The organism is Halosolutus gelatinilyticus, from assembly GCF_023028105.1.
GTDB classification, from domain to species: domain Archaea; phylum Halobacteriota; class Halobacteria; order Halobacteriales; family Natrialbaceae; genus Halosolutus; species Halosolutus gelatinilyticus.
This window is the reverse complement of sequence record NZ_CP095491.1, coordinates 2,667,676-2,686,389: the sequence shown is the minus strand read 5'-3', so window position 1 is coordinate 2,686,389 and position 18,714 is coordinate 2,667,676. Positions and strand designations below refer to the sequence as shown.

At 57.3% G+C, this 18,714-nt stretch carries 19 protein-coding genes; 14 read left to right on the top strand and 5 right to left on the bottom strand.

From position 1 onward, the window contains the following. Positions 1-280 precede the first annotated feature (280 nt). The 3 genes from MUH00_RS13275 (at position 281) to MUH00_RS13265 (ending at position 1,742) form a co-directional block, all read left to right on the top strand. Positions 281-490: a hypothetical protein gene (locus MUH00_RS13275; protein ID WP_246999264.1), complete on the top strand. Its 210-nt coding sequence runs from the start codon at positions 281-283 to the stop codon at positions 488-490. A gap of 149 nt (positions 491-639) precedes the next feature. Continuing rightward, a complete protein-coding gene (locus tag MUH00_RS13270) occupies positions 640-996 on the top strand; it encodes a DUF7344 domain-containing protein (protein WP_246999262.1) in 357 nt (118 codons plus the stop codon). A gap of 437 nt (positions 997-1,433) precedes the next feature. Beyond that, positions 1,434-1,742: a transcriptional regulator gene (locus MUH00_RS13265; RefSeq protein WP_246999260.1), complete on the top strand. Its 309-nt coding sequence runs from the start codon at positions 1,434-1,436 to the stop codon at positions 1,740-1,742. Positions 1,743-1,818: 76 nt separating this feature from the next. On the opposite strand, the gene MUH00_RS13260 is transcribed toward MUH00_RS13265, so the two are convergent. After that, positions 1,819-2,358, bottom strand: a complete 540-nt coding sequence (locus MUH00_RS13260) for a metal-dependent hydrolase (protein ID WP_246999258.1) — start codon at positions 2,356-2,358, stop codon at positions 1,819-1,821. A gap of 272 nt (positions 2,359-2,630) precedes the next feature. On the opposite strand from MUH00_RS13260, the gene MUH00_RS13255 reads away from it, so the two are divergent. Beyond that, the gene (locus MUH00_RS13255) at positions 2,631-2,909 is read left to right on the top strand and encodes a HalOD1 output domain-containing protein (RefSeq protein ID WP_246999256.1); all 279 of its coding nucleotides are present in this window, start codon (positions 2,631-2,633) and stop codon (positions 2,907-2,909) included. Positions 2,910-3,810: 901 nt separating this feature from the next. Here MUH00_RS13255 and MUH00_RS13250 read toward each other — a convergent pair. Beyond that, positions 3,811-4,191: a hypothetical protein gene (locus MUH00_RS13250; RefSeq protein ID WP_246999254.1), complete on the bottom strand. Its 381-nt coding sequence runs from the start codon at positions 4,189-4,191 to the stop codon at positions 3,811-3,813. Positions 4,192-4,438: 247 nt separating this feature from the next. On the opposite strand from MUH00_RS13250, the gene MUH00_RS13245 reads away from it, so the two are divergent. The 8 genes from MUH00_RS13245 to MUH00_RS13210 all read left to right on the top strand — a co-directional run bounded on the left by MUH00_RS13245 (position 4,439) and on the right by MUH00_RS13210 (position 13,593). Next, positions 4,439-4,687, top strand: coding sequence for a winged-helix domain-containing protein (locus MUH00_RS13245; protein ID WP_247003968.1), 249 nt, complete (start codon positions 4,439-4,441; stop codon positions 4,685-4,687). A gap of 496 nt (positions 4,688-5,183) precedes the next feature. After that, complete coding sequence (locus tag MUH00_RS13240) at positions 5,184-6,350, top strand: glycosyltransferase family 4 protein (protein ID WP_246999253.1); 1,167 nt, start codon at positions 5,184-5,186, stop codon at positions 6,348-6,350. A 76-nt stretch (positions 6,351-6,426) separates the two neighbouring features. Then, positions 6,427-7,563, top strand: a complete 1,137-nt coding sequence (locus MUH00_RS13235; RefSeq protein ID WP_246999252.1) for a glycosyltransferase family 4 protein — start codon at positions 6,427-6,429, stop codon at positions 7,561-7,563. Positions 7,564-7,677: 114 nt separating this feature from the next. Then, entirely contained in the window at positions 7,678-8,628 is a 951-nt protein-coding gene (locus MUH00_RS13230; protein WP_246999250.1) for a glycosyltransferase family 2 protein, read from the top strand. Beyond that, positions 8,625-10,181 carry a hypothetical protein gene (locus MUH00_RS13225; protein ID WP_246999248.1) on the top strand — a complete coding sequence of 519 codons (1,557 nt, stop codon included), beginning with the start codon at positions 8,625-8,627 and terminating at the stop codon, positions 10,179-10,181. Before MUH00_RS13230 ends, MUH00_RS13225 begins: the two co-directional genes overlap by 4 nt. A 296-nt stretch (positions 10,182-10,477) precedes the next feature. Beyond that, positions 10,478-11,299, top strand: coding sequence for a hypothetical protein (locus MUH00_RS13220; protein WP_246999246.1), 822 nt, complete (start codon positions 10,478-10,480; stop codon positions 11,297-11,299). A 27-nt stretch (positions 11,300-11,326) separates the two neighbouring features. Next, on the top strand, positions 11,327-12,874 hold the full coding sequence (locus MUH00_RS13215; RefSeq protein ID WP_246999244.1) for a flippase: 1,548 nt from the start codon (positions 11,327-11,329) through the stop codon (positions 12,872-12,874). 152 nt (positions 12,875-13,026) lie between these two features. Beyond that, positions 13,027-13,593: a YdcF family protein gene (locus MUH00_RS13210; protein ID WP_246999242.1), complete on the top strand. Its 567-nt coding sequence runs from the start codon at positions 13,027-13,029 to the stop codon at positions 13,591-13,593. A gap of 99 nt (positions 13,594-13,692) precedes the next feature. On the opposite strand, the gene MUH00_RS13205 is transcribed toward MUH00_RS13210, so the two are convergent. Further along, entirely contained in the window at positions 13,693-14,907 is a 1,215-nt protein-coding gene (locus tag MUH00_RS13205; RefSeq protein WP_246999240.1) for a glycosyltransferase family 2 protein, read from the bottom strand. An 884-nt stretch (positions 14,908-15,791) separates the two neighbouring features. Between MUH00_RS13205 and MUH00_RS22995 the strand changes: the two genes are divergently transcribed. Both MUH00_RS22995 and MUH00_RS13200 read left to right on the top strand, forming a co-directional pair. After that, on the top strand, positions 15,792-15,959 hold the full coding sequence (locus tag MUH00_RS22995) for an HVO_A0556 family zinc finger protein (protein ID WP_321576063.1): 168 nt from the start codon (positions 15,792-15,794) through the stop codon (positions 15,957-15,959). A 171-nt stretch (positions 15,960-16,130) separates the two neighbouring features. After that, positions 16,131-16,352, top strand: a complete 222-nt coding sequence (locus MUH00_RS13200; RefSeq protein ID WP_246999238.1) for a hypothetical protein — start codon at positions 16,131-16,133, stop codon at positions 16,350-16,352. Positions 16,353-16,510: 158 nt separating this feature from the next. Here the strand turns inward: MUH00_RS13200 and MUH00_RS13195 are convergent, their stop codons facing one another. Continuing rightward, entirely contained in the window at positions 16,511-17,119 is a 609-nt protein-coding gene (locus MUH00_RS13195; RefSeq protein WP_246999236.1) for a metal-dependent hydrolase, read from the bottom strand. Positions 17,120-17,225: 106 nt separating this feature from the next. Next, positions 17,226-18,542 carry a phosphoglucosamine mutase gene (gene glmM / locus MUH00_RS13190; RefSeq protein ID WP_246999234.1) on the bottom strand — a complete coding sequence of 439 codons (1,317 nt, stop codon included), beginning with the start codon at positions 18,540-18,542 and terminating at the stop codon, positions 17,226-17,228. Positions 18,543-18,714: the final 172 nt, after the last annotated feature.

Here is an 18,714-nt window from a genome sequence, read left to right as displayed (position 1 = left end):
GTCGCGGGGTTCGCGGGTCCCGCTCGACTCGCGTCGATGCCGGGGCGGGGACGAGCCCTGCGCCGATCGTCGCAGTCCCGTCGCTCACGCGCACCGTCGAGTCCATCTCGGCCAGGTGCCCGAGGGCCGATCCGGCGGCGATCCGATCGGCGAGACTGCGGGGCCGGTGATCGGCGAAACTGCGGACTTGTCGATCGTCGAGCCCGCAGTGGGAGACAACATTATCTTCGTGCCCGACCTGCACACCGTAGGAATTGGGCAGCAATTCCCGAGTCGGATCATGAAACCATCACCCTCCACCGGTACAACGGACACGTTCGAAGACGACCTCGCAGACCTCATCATGACGGCCTTCGGCCAGGGCGCCGTCGTCGAGGGCGTCTGGAACGTCTCCCTCCCCATCGCCGACGCCCCTCGGTGGGTCGTCACGATCGAACGACGCGAAACCGACGACGAATCGCCCTACGATCCGGAGTTCCTCACCGAGTGATCGGTCGCGGAATCGGACCGTTTGTTTTCTAGCTCTATTTTTCACAATAAAGGTTATATAGACGCGCGCCTCACGTCGAGACGTACTCTGCTGAAGTCGTCCTGCGAGACCGGTCGGTCGATAGCGCGTAGGTAAAGTACGCAGACATCATGAAGCCGCACACGAAAACCCCCCGAGACGACGCGACCGACACCGAAGCTATCTCTCCCACCGATCTGTTCGCCGCGTTCGCAGCGGCGCGGCGACGGGACACGCTTTCGTACCTCGCCCAAAAACCGGCGGCGATCCACCTCGGCGACCTCGCCGAGTACATCGCGGTCGCGGAAGGCGAGCCGTCGTACGACTGGTACCAGCGGATCCTCGTCGACCTGCACCACCGCCACCTGCCGCACCTGCGCGACGCCGGCCTCGTTCACTACGAGGCGGACAGCGAACTCGTGGACCTAGCGGTCGATCGCGACGTCATCGCACCCTATCTAGAACTCGTCGCCGACGGCGAGCAGTAGCCGCTCTTGGCGGCGTCGAGCTCGCCCCCTCGATCGGCACTTCTCATCGCGTAGTGCCGTCGGTGGCTCGACGATCGCGCCGTCGCCACCCCCTTCGGCGTTCGGCGCGACCGTCGAGCGCCACCGGCGGTCGGACCGGGTCCGTCAGTCCGGCGCCTCGTCGTCGATCGGTGCCTGCGCGTCGTCGGGCGGGTCCGAAGCCCGTGGTCTGTGGTCCGTCATGCGTCGGTACGGAAGCGTCTCGCGGGCGCAGTGTCGGAGACACTGGGCCGCTACTTCGGGACTCGTGAGAGTCCAATCCGCGTTATGCTCCCGTAGTCAGTAGTGCGGGTTCCGATTACTTAAGCTACTAGTGTATATGACCCATATTTGGATCATATGGTCCAAGAAGCGATCGGTCCGATGCAGTTAATCACCGGACAATCAACCTCCGGGATATGCGAGCCCGTGTCTCGTGGATGAACGAGGCGGACGACGCGATTCTGGAGTACTTGCAGGAGTTAGAAACCGACACGGGCCACCGAATTGCACTTCCGCCGACCGCCGTGTGGTACAATCTTGTAGCGGAACTCGGCGTCTTAGATCGAAGCCAGAATACGATCTCCCGGCGGATGAACGTGCTTTCGAATGCCGAATTGCTCGAAAAGATCGACGAGAAACGCGGCTACTATCGGATTACAGATCGAGGATTCGCCTATCTCAACGGAGAACTGGCGGCAAGCGACCTCGAACAGCCTGAAGAGTAGTCGATTGATTTCCGTTTCGAGAGTACTCGGAACAGACACAATGAGCGAACTTGGCGTAGGCGATCGGACGGAGCGCCTAGCTCGTCGGTCGCCGTGCGCGGACGACGCCGGCCCGAACCAGCGCGAGACCGGGGTAGCCGTCCCGGCGCCAGGCGACGAGCGCGAGGCTCGCGAAGCCGACCTCCGAGAGGAAGTAGAGCCCCCCCAGCGGCGGGTGGGAGGCGGCGAGCACCGCCGGGATCGGCACCGCGGCCAGCGGCCACAGGAGAAACGGCTCGCTGGCCGTCGGATCCCACAGTAGCGGCGCGATGTCGAGCAGGCTGTGCGAGAGCCCGCCGATCGCGACGGCGATCGCGTACTCGCCGTGCCCGGACGGCCGCGTGAGGAGGTAGAGCCCGATCGAGAACAACACGATGACCAGGGCCGAGTGGCCGAGCGACCGCCCCGAAGGGAGGAGCCCCAGATACCACGCCAGCGGCTTGTCGATCAGATCCGGGCTGAGACTCGCGACGAGGACGACGAGCGCCGGGCCGTCCGCTGGCGGGGTGCGAGAGCGGACGCGCGTCGAGAGGCTATAGCAGAGGTAGCCGATCGCGAGGTGGCCCAGGGGAAACACGGGCCATCCGACGCATCGGAACGAGAAAAGTGACGCTATCGAGCTCCGCCGGCCTGTCGGCCGAGGGCGGTCGGGCGCCGCCGACCGGTGTCGTGGTGCCACGGTCAACCGATCGCGACGGGCACAGCCCGGGTGCTCGCGACTCACAGGGCGATCGCACTATGTTGAGAGTTGCCAGCTCGTCGCCCGCGGGGGTATCTAACAGTGCCAGTGTTGTTCCAATAAACGAATGTCTGACTAACGTTCAAATAGTGGCCAGTGGAGGCGATTCTATGGAGAGTGCCTCCCTCCACGTGAGAATCGCCCAACGCATTGCCGCCTGTGAAGATGTCGACGCGGCTGCCCTCGACCCACCGTTGCATGCGGTGGTCGACGCAGACGCGCTCGAGAACCTGATCGGCTCTCACCCGCACGAGCGACGCGACTTTACCGGGACCGTGTCGTTCACCTACCGCAACTACACGGTGACCGTTGACCACACCGGAGCCGTGTCTGTGGCGGCATCGATGACCGGGAACGACCGATCCGTCCCGGTGTCCAAGACCGGCTAACCGATCGCCACGCCTGGTGCCGGGCACACGAAGCCACGACGTCCCTCGTCCGGCAGTTCGAGGTGGGTTCGAGATACCCGATCGACATGCCCCGGCAGCTGGCGTAAAGCGTGACCGGAGTGCGGGTGCTTCCGTGCAAGAGCGGAGACGGTCGGATCGGCGGAGCAACCACCGCGCTTCGTACTGATTTCGGTGCCACATCTGTTTCTATGCGAGCCCGCTCCAGAACAAGACCGGTCGTGCATAGCCGAGGCGCGCTGCGGCGTTCGAGACCACTGTTCGGACGGACGCAACCCAGTTCACGTTCTCACCGGCCATCACGAGCACCTGTTGGCACCGCAGTCGGAACTGGAAGTCACGTACCCGTGATCATCGAATACCGACCCGGTCGCTGAGCCGGGCGTCGAGTGCCGGGAGGCCGCCGCCCGTTGCCGTGCCAACGCTGCGGCAATCACAGTTTTCGGGAGCAGAGGCGGGATCGCGCGCCGACGCGTCGGTACACTAATTCGGGAGTGAGTCGACGATCGGAATCGTACGCGAGTTCCCGCAGGTTCGACATGGCTTTCGAGAAGATCGAGCATACGATCGGGTCGGCGACCACTGCTCTCGACAGAGCCTCGAGCAGCGCCGGTTCGTAGTCTTGGTGCGCGACAGTAACGATCGCGCTGACGTCTTTCAGCAACGGCCGGTCGACGCCACTATAGAAAAACTGTGCGGAGCGCGATTGGTGAACCCTATCGCGTCCGTCGCGTCGTACGCGTCGAGGTCGACCCCCCGCAATCGTTCGAGACGTGCCGACCGATCGACCCCTCGAACGCTTCCGGTTCCGCGATTCGGGCTCTGCGCACGCGACGTTCCCGGACGACCGTTTCGAGCGTCGGGTTCGTCGCCGGCGCCCTCCTCAGTCCGGCGTCTCGTCACCGGCGCGCTCGTCGTCGATCGTCGCCACCCCCTGGTCGGCCGCGCGCCGTCGCGCGGCGTCGACGAGCGCCCCCATCGGCCCCCTGACCACCGAGACGGTCCCGTGGGGCTCGGTCTCCGGGCGCGTGTGCCACTCCCCCTCGCACAGCTGCCACGCAGCCCGTTCGAGCTCCGCCCGCACCTCGCGGAGGTGCCTCGTGGCGGTTCGTCGATCGCCCGGCTCGATCGTCTCGTCCCCCTCGATCGCGTCGAGGACGGCGCTAGCGTGCGCGTCGATTGTTGCGAGTCGCGATCGGTAGTCGTCGATCGGTGCCTGCGCGTCGTCGGGCGGGGTCGGAGTCCGTGGCTCGTCGTTCGACATGCGTTCGTGGGGTGCGGAAGCGTCTTGCGGGCGCAGTGTCGGAGACACTGATCCGCTACTTCGGGACTCGTAATCGTCGCGTCCGTACTGAGGCTTCCGCGTCTTTCACTGGTGTGCTCTATGCACTTAACTTCTAGCGTATTTGTGCTACTGTGGGATCGTAAATAGGCCACTTAGTCAGTGAACCAGTCCAAGTTAATGCTCGCCACCGGGACACTCGCGTCGAATGCGCCCTCGGCCAGAGTGGATGTCGCTGTACGACGGTCTCATTCTCGAGTTTCTCGAGGAGCATGACCTTGAACTCCCGGCGAAACCGCTCTATCGAAATCTGAATCGGCACGGCCACGAGATCGGGTATTCGACTGTCCGGCAACGCCTCCGCGAGCTCGAGGATCACAAACTGCTCGAGAAAGTCGACGAGGCGGGGTACTACCAAGTGAGTTCGAAAGGGCGATCGTATCTGAACGGTGATCTTGAGTTGGCTGATCTAGAGTAGGATGTTCGATTTTAGGTCGATCTCTATAGTGTTTCGAATACTCAGAAAGCCCCGGCGCGATCGAGGGCTGCAACTCGCTGCGCTCCTCACTTCGTTGCGGTGCTTGCTTCGTTTCACACCTCGATCGCGCCGCCCCTTTCAGTCCCACCCGCGGCGGTTCAGGCGGGTTGATGCCACGCGTGACCTACCAGGTACCGTCGATCGCTCGGCGGTAACATCGCTCTGCATCTTCGGCGATCGTGTCCCAATCGAATTGGTTGGCGCGACTCGTTGGGTCTGCACCGGGACGCTCACCGGTGACCGCCCGTTCGAGTCTTCTCGTTAAATGCTTCGTCCTCTGGCGAAGCACGGGAAGTGTCTCACGACGAGAACGATATTATTCCTCTCGCTGACCATGGATGTAGAGTTATTCCTCTCACAACTCTAAAAACTGCGCCATTTCGTAATTATCGGTTCTCGAAGGGTATATCCGAATTGACGAGATATCCTATCTAAAGTGACCGAAGAGAGGCCTTCAATCGGCGAGGAACCAAGTTCAACCCTGCGAGTTCTAGCTCTGAACAAGCGGAGCTGGCATCACTCAAAGGCTGGAGGCGCCGAGTTAAATCTGGAGGAAACGACGAAACGTCTCGCCAAGCGTGGTCACGAGGTTCACCTTCTGACCGGGTCTGATGGGGGTCAATCGCGGACGGAACTCGACGGCTCAGTACTCATCCATCGAGTTGGATTCGATGAGAAGGTGCCTGCACCGTGGGACGTTGTGATTTCGTACCTGACCGTCTCGTTGTACTTCTACTGGTATCTATACAAATTATCCCCCAACGTCGTCTACACTGTGAATTCGCCACTACCGTGGCCCGTGATCACTCGAAAGCCGCGAGTTTCTATCTTTCACCATATTGCGATCGACTCGTTCTTCGATACACATCCGTTTCCCCAGAACGTCCTGGGGTGTGTTTCACAGTCACTCGGGGTGTTCCGTGAACGCCGGAATTTGACTGTAAGCGTTAGTCCGAGCACGACGGAAGAACTAGTGAACCGAGGACACAATCCGGAGACCGTTTACGAGATACGAAATGGTCTCAACGTGGATCGATATCGTCCTGGAACGGAGTCGTCTATCCCTCGTATCGTGTATATCGGTGGTCTTGAGCGATACAAGGGTGTAGATCGAATTCCAGAGATCCACGACACTTTACGAGAGATAAGTGATGGTTCGGTTCGTCTCGATGTCGCTGGTCGAGATGGTCCAATGAAGGATGAGATCGCCAAATACTGTTCCTCAACGAACGACGCGCACTATCACGGGTTCGTCTCTCTGGAAAAGAAAATCGAACTTCTTCAGTCCGCGTGGGTGTTTATCGCCCCCAGCCGAGTAGAGGGATGGGGGATTGCGGTATTGGAAGCGAATGCCTGTGGTACACCTGCAGTTGGGAGCAACGTGAGTGGGCTTCGTGACTCGATTCGCCATGACGAAACAGGGCTACTAGTGGATGGATCCAACCCCGACCAATTTGCGAGAGCGATACATCAAATTCTAGAGGATTTCCAGCTGAGGGAAGAGATTGGTACGAACGCCCGCGAATGGGCAGAACAACATACGTGGGATAGATCCGTCCGGAAATTGGAGTTTCTCTTCTATGAAGCTAAATCCCGAGAGTAACTTCGTAGCCATTAGCAGCTCCTTTCAGCAACGAGGAACGCCATTGATTTTTACTATACGCTACAAGGGATAACCAATGAGCGTTGATCACGTACTGCTGTGTAGCGATTATCTCGAACCTTCTGATGGGGGTGTCGAAACCGTCGTTGAGAATCTAGCTCAGGGACTAGTTGATCACGATATCAGCGTTACTGTGTTTTCCCTCGTTGACCAGACTACCCCGTCGCTCGCGTCAATTGATAGAGTTTCTGTGCATCGCGCCCCAACGATTGACTTGACCGAGAAAATCGGGCTGCAGGCTCAGTTCTCTGCTCGTGCTCCTCTTGAGTTACAACGCCTGATTCGCGAGACAGAACCTGATTTGATCCACGCCCACAATCGGTTTTTCTTCACTACTTTTTCAGCCGGATTGCTACGAGTCTTACGCACAACCTCAGTGCCATTTGTCGTAACTTTCCACCTCGGGTCCATGCGAGGAATGAAGGGAGCCGGTGGTCTCTTCGCAAGAGGGTATGATCAAACTGTCAGTCGAACTCTTTTACGTGCTGCCGACGCCTGTATTGGGGTGAGCAACGACGTAGCCAGCCACGCTCTTTCCTTAGGTGCGCCTACGGCAGCTACGTACGCAGTTCCGAACGCTGTCGATGCGGAGACGTTCAAACCTGGTGACAATAGACAAGGAAATACAATCCTGTTTGTCGGGAGGTTAATTGAGAACAAGGGGCCGTCGGTTCTACTTGATGCTGTGGTAGAGATTACAGACAAGCATCCGGATGTAAAGATAAAATTCGTGGGTACCGGTCCGCTTCGAGACGACTTAGAGACAAGAGCATCTGAATTGGATATTTCGGATTCTGTGAAGTTTTGTGGACGCGTGGAATCGGTTGCCGAGGAGATGCAACGGGCCGATGTGTTTTGCCGTCCGTCAAAGACAGAAGGAATGCCGTTGACATTGTTGGAGGCTATGTCCTCTGGTTTGCCAGCTGTAGTTACGCCTATTGCAGGGGTCGATGAAGTCGTTGACGATGGCGAAACGGCCGTCCTCGTTCCGCCCGGTGATCCTGGCGCAGTAGCAACGAAGATATCTGCTTTGTTGTCGGATTCGGATCAGGCCGTCGATCTCGGCAAACGGGCTCGCCAGTACATCCTCGAATCTCATACCTGGGATGAGCGGACCGAAGATGTTCTTTCGATCTATACGGAGGTCGTCTGAATTTGTTTGATGGTTGTCTAGGACGAGTGGAATCTGCGGAAATAGAAAAGTCTGCGTAGCAATTCGATAGCATCACACTTATGATTGAACCGTCTCCTTATTCAATTACACTAGATGCCGACAGTAAGTGTCGTAATACCTACTTATAACCGAGCAGATGTTTTGCCTAGGTCTATTGATAGTGTATATAATCAAACTCTTGATGATTGTGAAATTATTATTGTTGATGACAATTCGTCGGACAATACAGGAGAAATTATTGAACAGTATGATGATTCTAGGATGTCATACATCGTTCACGAAGAGAATATGGGTGGTGCGGCGGCTAGAAATACAGGTATTGAAGCCGCGAGCAGCGAATACATAGCATTTCTCGATAGTGATGACGAATGGCTACCTACCAAGTTAGAAAAACAACTGGAAGTTTTTGACCGAGTTAATCCGCATACCGGAGTTGTCTACACTGGCCACTACCTCTCTGATTCGGACTCTAAACGCTTAGGGCCTGTTCCAACAGCGTCAGGAGATGTCTACCGGGATCAGCTCAAGTCCGATTATATCAATCCAACCTCCACAGTGATGGTGAGAAAGGAATGCTTCGAAACCGCAGGCGGATTCAATCCTAACCTTCCTGCCAGACAGGATTACGACATGTGGCTACGAATATCAGAGCACTACGAATTCCAACCCGTTCGGGAACCTCTCGTTGTCATCTACGAAGATCGTGATGATAGAATCAGTTCACAATACCAGTCCCGGATGGGTGCAAACCACGTAATGGTGGACCGCATCAAAGATCATATTAGAGACTTTGGAGAGATTGATCAGAGGCGGATTTTAGCAAAACAATTCGAATCTATCGCTACTTTCTCGTATATATCAAATGAATTCGACGATTCGAGAAGATACGCACTCAAATCGATCGCTTTGTGGCCAGTGGGAATACAGCGTTGGTTGCTCCTACCACTTTCGAGTTTCCACATCTCCCCAAACAATCGGTATTTGTTGGGGCTAAAGAACGCTGTCTCAAATGTGTTAATGAAGTTCGAAAGGTTGAGATCATGAGATTTTCTCGTACTCAGTCTCTCAAATTATCGCTAACAGTGTTTTTCTTGGCCATAGCAGCCGTCTATGCAGGCACAAGATATCATATCCCTACTAGCTATGCCCGTGACACATTCTTCTACGCAGACTACTTCGTTGCCAATGAAATAGTAAGCACTCACCATATCCCACAAAGTCGTGATATATCTGATTCACTTCCGAATCGTTGGGGGAAGATTGGAGTAGTTGTTAATACACCTATGATGCCTGTCTTTTTGGTAGTATTGGAATCTGTGTCTGGTGTCGATAAGACGATCGTCTATACAGGCTTTCCAGCCTTTCTTCTGCCCCTATTTGGGTTGCTGCTCCTGATTAGGAGGTGGGATATCGGGACACCTCTTGCTTTAATGTTGGCTACTGCTGGTGCCCTCGCTGCTCCCGCGACTGCCTTTTATCCCATAACTGCGCCCACTATCTCCCTCGGAATTATGTTCTTGGGCATCAGTATAGTGGTTATTCATGTCGATTTATCCCAGAATCTGAATATTTCTTCTCTTAAGAGTGTTTCAACGGGTTTGCCCCTGATAATTATACTCACCTTCTTATTTTTCCGATACCCTCCACAGTTTTTCATTCTTTTGATGGTTTTCGTCGTCGCTGGTGTACTAACTTACATTAAACGGCCACAATTATCGTTGTATCTATCAATCGTTGTTTTGGGTGTTCTGATCGCTCTTCAGATTTTCTCTATCCCTCTACAGTCGTACGTGAGGTATTTTCAGTTGGTGCTCATGAACATATTTACACTCGATTTCGTTTCACCAACTGCAGAGTATTCAACTACGCAACCGACCGCTCACGAACCCAAATATTATTCACTTCTCCCGTTACCTGTACTTCTTCCAATCGCAGCTATCGGCGGGATTCTCACAGTATTCGACCTACGAGGACGTCCTAGTAGTGTTTCGATTGTAGCCGTTTCTTGGGGAGTGATAGCGGTTATTTACTCGGTTATTTATATGATCGCGGCCACAGGGTGGCTCATCGGTCGTAGTTACTTCATCGCACTTCCAGTAATGATCCTCGGTGGCGCGAGATTCTTGCGCACACGGAGTGCTTTGACCCAGGCACTTTCCTCGAGTGTTCTTCTTGTACTGATTGTCGCATCACTAATATTGCAGTTAGGTGTTCCAGTGTCGGCGCTCAACTCGTACGAGTCCGGTGTTCAATCAGGATCATATTGGGCGGGAGAGTACATTGATGACTCCTTTACTACGGATCACAAACTGGGTGCATCATTAGCTGCCACTGGTGATTTCAGCGCGGAATATCCAAGAACTCAGGAGTCTGTGGAAGAAGTTTATTACTCCTCGGACTATGGGACTTTCGCCAATTCTACTGGTGGACCTGTGTTATTGTCTAAAGGTATGACCGAATATGGGATTAGCGCGGCTGACTCATCTCATCAGGCCATTCCATCTGAGTCCTATAATAGTCACGTCGGAAAATCAGATAGAGTTTATTCGAATGGTGAGACGATTCTTATAATTCCCCAACATGGCTATCACCATTGATCACCTCAATTCGATTCTGGTGAACCACCGGAGGATGTTATATTTAGAATTTCATATTATAGTTGACCTTGTAGCAGCCACGTGTTTGACATCCCCATGCCTATTAATACGCGAGAAATTAAAGTATTATATCAGTTGACCTCTGTATGTCATCTATGAGCAAATTCCGTCAATTTCTCAACGGATTTTATAAGCCTAGCTGGTGGCTTAACGAGGCTACTCCTTTTCTTAGGGTACGAACTATTCAATATGTGTCGAAATTCAACTACTCATCTCCTGAACCAAAATGTCGAATAATGAATGAGGACTGGGACAACCTCATCATTTTAGATGCATGTCGTTATGATCAATTCGAACGTATAAACACCGTCTCGGGAACACTGGAAGTACGTACTTCGCTTGGTTCAGCGACACCGGAATTCTTGGAGAAAAACTTCGCTGGACAGACTTACCACGATACTGTGTACGTGACTGCCAACCCCATGTATCGAACGAAGGGCCTTGACAACGTCTTCCATGATGTCTTCGACGTTTGGGATTCGAATTGGGACGAGAAACGGCGGACAGTTTCACCCGGAGCGATGGCAGAGGCGGTTCTCGAAGCATACAAGAAGTATCCGAACAAACGGCTTATCGCTCACTTCATCCAACCTCATTACCCATTTATTGGGGATGCAGCAAATCAAATCGGTGAACACGCTGGAATCGAATTCACGTATCGGCAAGTTCAGGGCGAGTCTGCAGAACGGGATGATCCAACTGTCTGGGAGCTATTAGAAGCTGGTGAGGTAGATGAGAATCTCGTCTGGAAGGCCTACGATGAAACGCTCGAAATCGCGCTTGAACACGTCGAAGATCTCGTCGACGAGTTCTCTGAAAAAACGGTGGTTACGTCCGACCACGGCAACCTCGTCGGAGAACGAATTCTCCCCTTCGGCGGTCCCAAGTACGGCCATCCGGTCAGGATCTACACGGACGAACTTCGGAAGGTCCCGTGGTTGGTAATAGAAGGCGAAGAACGAAAGGAGGCCCACAGCGAGGCGCCCCATGAACGGTTGACTGACACTTCGTCTGAAGTGACTGACCGATTGGCTGACCTCGGTTACGTGGATATGTAGCGCCGTTCTTGATGTCCCATCTCCCACATGACGCAAGTTTCTGAGCGAGAACCTGCTGAAGAACACGATCCCGGCGCCGAGTCAGCGAGTGGCGACTCACTCAGGGACATCTCCGGCGGGGCGGCCCTTCACTTCGGCGGCAAAGCCGCCTCCAACGGGTTGGGTTTCGTCTTCAACCTCCTGATGACCAGGACGCTCGGGGCGACACTGTATGGTGTCTTCACCTACGCGAACACGCTGATTGAGTTCCTCATGGTCTTGGCGCGTCTGGGGACCGGCAAATCGATTCTGCGATTCTTGCCGGCTAACGCGGACGATCCAGCCCGGAGCAACTGGATCATCTACGTCGCCTACTTGACGGCACTGGGTTCAAGCATAGTCATCGGAACCGTCTTGTACGTTTTCGCACCCGAAATCAACGATCTGACGCTCAGCGATCCGCTGCTCGTCCTCGTTCTACAGGTGTTGGCGATCGTTCTTCCCTTCAATACGCTCCTCAACCTGACGAACCAGATATTTCGCGGCCTCAAAAGACTTGAATTGCAGGTCGTCGTTGCTGACGTGACCCAGCATCTTGTACGGATTTTCGCGGTCGCTGTGGCGTTTCTCCTGGGTTTCTCCCTCGTCGGTGCTGTCGCCGCAATCGCGATCGGTTCGATCCTTACCCTCGCTATCGCCGTCTCACTCCTCTATACGAAGACCAACATTCGTCCGCTGGGTAAGCGTTCGAACGGGAGTCTCAAACACTTCTACAACTACTCGCTCCCCCTCACGCTGAAAGACATAGGACAGAAGCTATACACGCGAGTGGATATCCTGATGGTCGGGTTGTTCCTGACTGGTTCCGCCGTTGGTATCTACCGAATCTCGATCCTCCTGAGTTCGTTTCTGGTACTCCCGCTGCAGGGGATAAATCAGTTATTCCCGCCGGTCGCGTCGGATCTCAACGAGAACGGCCAACGTGCCGAACTGGAGTCAGTGTATCAGGTCATCACGCGGTGGACGTTCACCATCGTTATCCCGCCGGCCATCGCCCTCGTCATGTACAGTCACGAGGCTCTCAGAATCTTCGGTGACGGGTTCTCCGGTGGTGCCACCGTCTTGGCTCTTTTTGCACTCGCGCAACTCACCAACTGTGCGGTGGGGCCGAGCGGATTCCTGCTCATGATGACCGACCACCAGTACGTGAACATGATTAACCAGTGGGTTCTGGGCGTCTCGAACCTCATCCTAAACTACGTCCTCATCCTGCAGTTCGGTTTCATCGGTGTGGCTGTCGCGACGGCGGGGTCGCTTGCAGTGATCAACGTCGTCCGCGTGATTGAAGTCTGGTACTTGGAGGGGATGACGCCGTACTCTCGGTCCTATTGGAAACCGATCGTCGCGGGGATCCTCACCGTTCCCGTGATGGCCGCCTGGACGTTCGTACTCTCGGGCTACCCGCTGCTGTTCGTCGGGGCAGCGTCGGGGCTGGTCGCGTTCGGTCTGCTTCTCTTCGCATTCGGCATCGAAGCCGAAGATAAGGAGTTCTACGCAGATACTATTGAGCCGGCCCTGGCCGGGCTAAGAGGCTGATGGAAGAACAATGTGATCTCCATCCGTGTTCCGTGCAAGATCACAAAAAGGCGACAGGCGGCCGTCTCACTCGATCCAAGTATTTATAGGAGAGACGTATACTCCAACGAAGTTATCAAAGAATATTTAATATATTGCTGGTAGCGTTCCGTATGGTCGTCGTCGTCCTCGGACACCGCCTATCGAAGAATGGAATTCATCCCGAACTTCGCGATCGAGTCGACGCAGGCATCACGACCTTCCAACAAACGAACGCGCCGTTTCTCGTCTGTTCAGGTGGTCGGACGAACGACGCCGTCCCGAGAACAGAGTCCGAGGTCATGCGGGAGTACGCGATCGAACGAGGCATCGACCGGTCCCGAATCCTCCTCGAAAACCGATCGCTCGATACGATCGGAAACGCCTACTTCGCGCGGCTGCTCGTCGACGAGCTCGCGGACGATCCCGAGACGATCGCGGTCGTGACCTCGGCGTATCACGCTGATCGCGCGGCGTACATCTTCGAGCAATGCTTTGGAGACGACTATCGAATCGACACCTCGTACGCGGTCGAAACGCCGCCGTCCGGTTCACACGGCCGGGCCCGCGAAGCGCGGCGGCTGGAACGAGCACGAACGTTTTTCGAGGCGATCCAGCCGGGAGACGTAGACGCGATCCGTCGTCGGCTGGCCGAGGCCCACGATTACTACGAGATCGAGGCGACGGTTCCGACGCGGTAATTCGTTCGAAGCGACCTGCCGATCGGGCACGGTATCGGGCGACGTCGATCCGAGAACGCATGAAAGGAGAAACCGAGAGGCTGGACCGCGACTCGTTCCCTACTGGTTCACCGCACTGAGGAAGAACGACGAGAATACCGTCTGGAATCCGAGAACGATCGCCGTAAACGCCGCTAACGATCCCATCGTGAACGCGATCGACGAGAAGCCGCTGGAGATCCACTGGTAGACAAGCAGACTCGCGTAGCCGCCGCCGAGGGCGAAGATGCCGAGGCCGAACGTGGCACCGCGTTCGAGCGACAGCGATTCCGTCACCCGTTCTGTGATCGGATCGCGAGGTTTCCGAATCGGATCGCTCGCCACAGTCGCGAACACGCCTAAACTCGCGACCTGATAGCCAACGATCGTAAACAAGCTACCGGCGATCATCGAGTGAATCCCCAAATTGATGCCGCCGATTGTCACACTGCTGGCCGCGATCGCCATGATCGCCAGTCCGAAGACACTCAACAGCGCACCAGGGACCGAGAACAGGTAGCCGGGCGCGTTCACGAGCATGAAGCGCACGTGGCGCCAGCCGTCTTTGAAACTCTCGAGCGTCTCTTCGCCCTCGCGCTCGTGGTAGACGATCGGCGTCTCGACGATCTCGAGGTCCTTCGCGCCGGCCTCCATGATCATCTCGCTCGCGAACTCCATTCCGGTCGTCTGGAGGTTCATCGTCTCGTAGGCGTCACGTGTGAAGATCCGGAATCCGCTGTGGGCGTCGCTTACGCCGGCACCGTAGAACGCGTTCAGGAATTTCGTCAGTAACGGGTTGCCAATGTGCTGGTGCAACGGTGGCATTGCGCCCGGCTTGATTTCGCCTTCGAGTCGGCTGCCCATCACCATGTCGGCGTCCTCCTCGCGAAGGTGCTCGAGCAGGCGCGGAATCTGCTCGAAGTCGTAGGTCGTGTCGGCGTCCCCCATTACGATGTAGTCGCCCCGAGCGCGATCGAACGCGTAGCGGTAAGCGTAGCCGTAGCCCTTTCCGTCGGGTTCGACGACGACCGCCCCCATCTCGCGGCCGATCTCAGGCGTCCGATCGGTGGAACTGTCGCTCAAGATGATCTCCGCTCTCATACCGAGTTCGGCGATCGCGGTCTTGGCGCGCTCGATGCACTCACCGACGCCTTCCTCTTCGTTGAGCGTCGGCATCACAACGCTAAGTTCCGGTGTCTGGTCGCTCTCAGCGTCGATCAGTAATTGGTCGGCTTCGTGTGTGCTGAGTTCTGCCTCTGCGGTACCCGCTGCTACGTGGTGTTCCTGAATAGACATCCGTTTGCTGTTAGTTGATAAAATCTGCGATTGTACAGCCGTTTGAGTACCCTTCCCATTCTAAATCTGATGTGTTAGTGTCTGCGTTTTTCTGTGTGGCGTGGTAATAAGTGTTGGGTTGTATGATTGTTCACAATCCAACCATATATCGTGAAAATAGATGATGATTATTTTATATGCGCCGCAGTAGATCAAAGACTGTCCACTGATCGAATTAATTGCTACAATAATACGAGACAGATACCCGGACAATCTTGACTTGAGATACTATTGGAAAGAATGAATCCAATAGATTATATGACAGGAGTTTCGAGAGGAGGGTATGGTTCGATACCCGGATGGACGGTGTCAGGAATGTGGCGAACGTGAGTTCAGTACAGCCTCTGGCGAACTCTGGTGTCCGAACTGTGTGCAGCTGGCGCGGCTTCAGGATTCAGATGATGACACGGCTGACCAAGCACAAACCAAGCGACGTCAATCGGTTGATTCGACATGATCTACAAACCGATCACAATTCAGACGTACAACTGGCACATCTTGTGATTACCAGACAACGTGGCGCTCTTGGCTATGATTGTAACGTAACAGACTAGTATTGCACCCCGCAGAATCTGCGCCGAAGGACGGAATATCACTAATCTCCCTCATGTATCGTTGACACTGTTTACAAAGGCAGTAGATGGAACAACTGGAGGACATCAGCTGACCGAATCTGGCGATATCGAACAGTAATTCATCGGGAATTGGGAGGAGCGATTCGCAGGAAAACAGTGTCTTGATTGGTATATGAGCAACATTCGCTGCTTCACGGCCATCATGAAACTATATTATAAATATTGGATGCAGCCATAAGATATATGTGATCTATAGAACAGTTCAAATTGATGCAAGAAATCATGGGAACTACCGGCAGGGAGATAGGAATCTTGGACGCGCTCGCGGGATCTGACTGTACCTTTTGTGGAGCAGGCACATTAGACCATGATGTATATAAAGGAAATAATGCAGTCGTGTGTGCTGAGTGTGGTGTCCCAGGAGCGCAGGTCTGGTAACCCACTCAGTTTATCGATATGTGACCTATAGCAACGCTCACTTGGCCGATCGCCCCGCTCCAGCCTATCCGATACTAGAACCGGTGATACAACTCCTATCGGCCGAGAGTAAGGCTTATACGTGCATGGCAATAGTTAACAACTATCGGTGACTCGTCACCGCAGTAGCAGATGGACTCGGACGACCTGACTTCGGCGGCACCGCGGACTGACCGATCGACTGACGAACGCACCACGAGCGGCGCCGAGCGTCGGCTCGCCGGACCGGCCGCGATTCCGGACCGCTACGCGGTGCTCTCCCTGGCGGACGGGGAAGGACTCATCTACGACCAGCGAAATCCCGGCGTGTGGATCCAGTCGGACGTGATCCGATCGCTCGATCGGATGGTGTGACGGGCGGGACGGCTCGACGACCATCGAGCCGTACTGATTGCACTGCTCGCGAGCTGACTGCGGAGGCACGAAGCCGGCTGGGGTCGACGCTCGATCGGCCGGGAGCGACGGCTTCCCGCGGTCACCGAACGCGCGGGCCGCCGCGAACGGACCGAGTACTAGTTCGGAGACCGTCGGCGAGAAACCGCCGTTCGAATCGCATCGATCCGCCGTCGGGCGAGTCCGAGGAGGGGGCGGGCGCCCGGCGCGCCGTCGAGGAGCCAGACGCCGAGCAGGAGTCCGACGAACGCGAGCCCGGTCAGGTCGCTCGGACTCGGCTCCGCGAGCGACGTCGCGGCGGCGGTCAGTATCTCCAGCGTTTGCTCGAGGAAACCCTCGTACTGCGTGGCGGGCTCGTACTCGACGAGCGGCCAGAGGACGCTCGCGAAACTGGTCGATCGCCCCGGGTACAGCGGGACCGCATCGGTCGCGAGGTGCGAGAGATAGCCGATCGCGAACCCCGCGCCAAGCGGCGTTCCGTCGCGCCGTCGCGCGAGTTCCAGCGCGGCGAGGGCGAGCGGGACGGCGATGAACGCGGAGTGGGCGACCGATCGGCCGCTCGGAACGAGTCCGAACTGCCACGCCAGCGGTTTGTCGAGCAGGTCAGGCAGTTGCGAGGCGATCAGCACGACGAGGACCGGCCGCGCAGCGGGCAGGGCGCCGCGACACCACCGCGAGTAGCCGGAGTAGAGCAGGTACGCGATCGCAGCGTGTTCCCACGGGAGCATGAATGTACGTGGATCGAAGACGCCTCTATCCTCTCGGGTCCGCGTCAGGGACTGAAAGCGGTGTTTCACCGGCTGCGAATCCGCCGCTCCGACGCCGATCGCGCCGTCACTCCGTCGCGGCGGCGACGATCGACGTCGCCTCCTCGGCCAGCTCGCCGGCCCGCGCCTCGTCGCGGGCCTCCGCGGTCACCCGGACCACGGGTTCGGTCCCGCTCGCGCGCACGAGGAACCAGCCCTCGCCGGCGTCGACGCGGACGCCGTCGAGCGTCTCCACGTCGTCGTACCGATCGCGAACCCGCTCGGCGACCCGCTCCATGACGCCCGCCTTGTCCGCCACCTCGATCGACGAGCGCTCGATCGGGTACGTCGAGACCGACTCGACGAGCGCGGACAGCGGCCCCCGATCGGCGACCAGTTCGACGAGTTTGCACGCGGCAAGCGGCGCGTCGGGGCAGAGCGTCTCGTCGGGCCAGATCCAGGCGCCGCTGGGTTCGCCGCCGAACGTGACGTCCTCGGCGGTCGCCCGCTCGGCCACGTAGACGTCGCCGACCGCGGTCCGCGTCACCGACGCGCCCACCTCGGCCAGCGCGTCGTCGACCGCGAGGCTCGTGTCGACCGGCGCCGCGACCCGATCGCCTTCGCCCGCGGCCTCGCGCGCGAACAGCGCCAGCAGGACGTCCTTCGGGACGAACGCGCCGGTCTCGTCGACCGCGACGAGCCGATCGGCGTCCCCGTCGTGGGCGACGCCGATCGCGGCGTCGGTCTCCCCGACCACGGTCATGAGCGTCCCCAGCGTCTCCCGGTTGGGCTCGCTGGGGCGGCCGGGGAACGCCCCGTCGGGCTGGCCGTTCAGCGTCTCGACGCGACAGCCCAGGTCGGCCAACACGCGCGCGGTGATCCCGCCGGCGCCGTTGCCCACGTCGACGACGACCTCCGGCGGCTCCTCGATCGAGACCGCCTCGCGTAGCGTCGCGGCGTGGCGCTCCGTCGCGTCCTCGCGGAATCGCTTCGCGCCGAGGCCGTCCCACGGCCGCAGGTCGTACTCCTCCGACGCCAGGCGCTCTTCGATCGCCTCGCGCGCTTCGGGCCCGAACGCCTTCCCGGAGGGCGTCCAGAGCTTGATCCCGTTGTCCGTCGCCGGGTTGTGCGAGGCCGTCACGACGACGCCCGCGTCCGCGTCGTACGCGCCCACGGCGCGGGCGATCGTCGGCGTCGCCTCGACGCCGACCTCGATCACCTCGGCGCCGCACTCCCGCAGCCCGGCGGTCACCGCGTCCAGCAGTACCGCGCCGCTCGCCCGCGGATCGCGACCGACGACGACTCGCTCGTACCCCTCGGACGCGACCGCGCGCCCGACCGAGAGCGCGAGCGACGCAGTAACCTCTTCGCCGACGGTGCCGCGAATACCGCTCGTTCCGAACATACTGCCCGCTTCTTCGAACCCACAGTTAGCAGTACCGGAACATCGAATTCCGGACGAAAAATCGATCGCGATTGCGTTCTATTCACTGTGTGGACACGACGTTGAGACGATCGTGTACTCGATCGATCCTCTCGCGTCGAGTCGCGCTTTCAAACACGCTACCGATCGCAGC

Coding starts and splice junctions, on each gene's coding strand:
- MUH00_RS13275 (WP_246999264.1), top strand. CDS start 281: ATGAAACCATCACCCTCCACCGGTACAACGGACACGTTCGAAGACGAC.
- MUH00_RS13270 (WP_246999262.1), top strand. CDS start 640: ATGAAGCCGCACACGAAAACCCCCCGAGACGACGCGACCGACACCGAA.
- MUH00_RS13265 (WP_246999260.1), top strand. CDS start 1,434: ATGCGAGCCCGTGTCTCGTGGATGAACGAGGCGGACGACGCGATTCTG.
- MUH00_RS13255 (WP_246999256.1), top strand. CDS start 2,631: ATGGAGAGTGCCTCCCTCCACGTGAGAATCGCCCAACGCATTGCCGCC.
- MUH00_RS13250 (WP_246999254.1), bottom strand. CDS start 4,191: ATGTCGAACGACGAGCCACGGACTCCGACCCCGCCCGACGACGCGCAG.
- MUH00_RS13245 (WP_247003968.1), top strand. CDS start 4,439: ATGTCGCTGTACGACGGTCTCATTCTCGAGTTTCTCGAGGAGCATGAC.
- MUH00_RS13235 (WP_246999252.1), top strand. CDS start 6,427: ATGAGCGTTGATCACGTACTGCTGTGTAGCGATTATCTCGAACCTTCT.
- MUH00_RS13230 (WP_246999250.1), top strand. CDS start 7,678: ATGCCGACAGTAAGTGTCGTAATACCTACTTATAACCGAGCAGATGTT.
- MUH00_RS13225 (WP_246999248.1), top strand. CDS start 8,625: ATGAGATTTTCTCGTACTCAGTCTCTCAAATTATCGCTAACAGTGTTT.
- MUH00_RS13220 (WP_246999246.1), top strand. CDS start 10,478: ATGAATGAGGACTGGGACAACCTCATCATTTTAGATGCATGTCGTTAT.
- MUH00_RS13215 (WP_246999244.1), top strand. CDS start 11,327: ATGACGCAAGTTTCTGAGCGAGAACCTGCTGAAGAACACGATCCCGGC.
- MUH00_RS13210 (WP_246999242.1), top strand. CDS start 13,027: ATGGTCGTCGTCGTCCTCGGACACCGCCTATCGAAGAATGGAATTCAT.
- MUH00_RS13205 (WP_246999240.1), bottom strand. CDS start 14,907: ATGTCTATTCAGGAACACCACGTAGCAGCGGGTACCGCAGAGGCAGAA.
- MUH00_RS22995 (WP_321576063.1), top strand. CDS start 15,792: ATGCAAGAAATCATGGGAACTACCGGCAGGGAGATAGGAATCTTGGAC.
- MUH00_RS13200 (WP_246999238.1), top strand. CDS start 16,131: ATGGACTCGGACGACCTGACTTCGGCGGCACCGCGGACTGACCGATCG.
- MUH00_RS13195 (WP_246999236.1), bottom strand. CDS start 17,119: ATGCTCCCGTGGGAACACGCTGCGATCGCGTACCTGCTCTACTCCGGC.
- glmM (WP_246999234.1), bottom strand. CDS start 18,542: ATGTTCGGAACGAGCGGTATTCGCGGCACCGTCGGCGAAGAGGTTACT.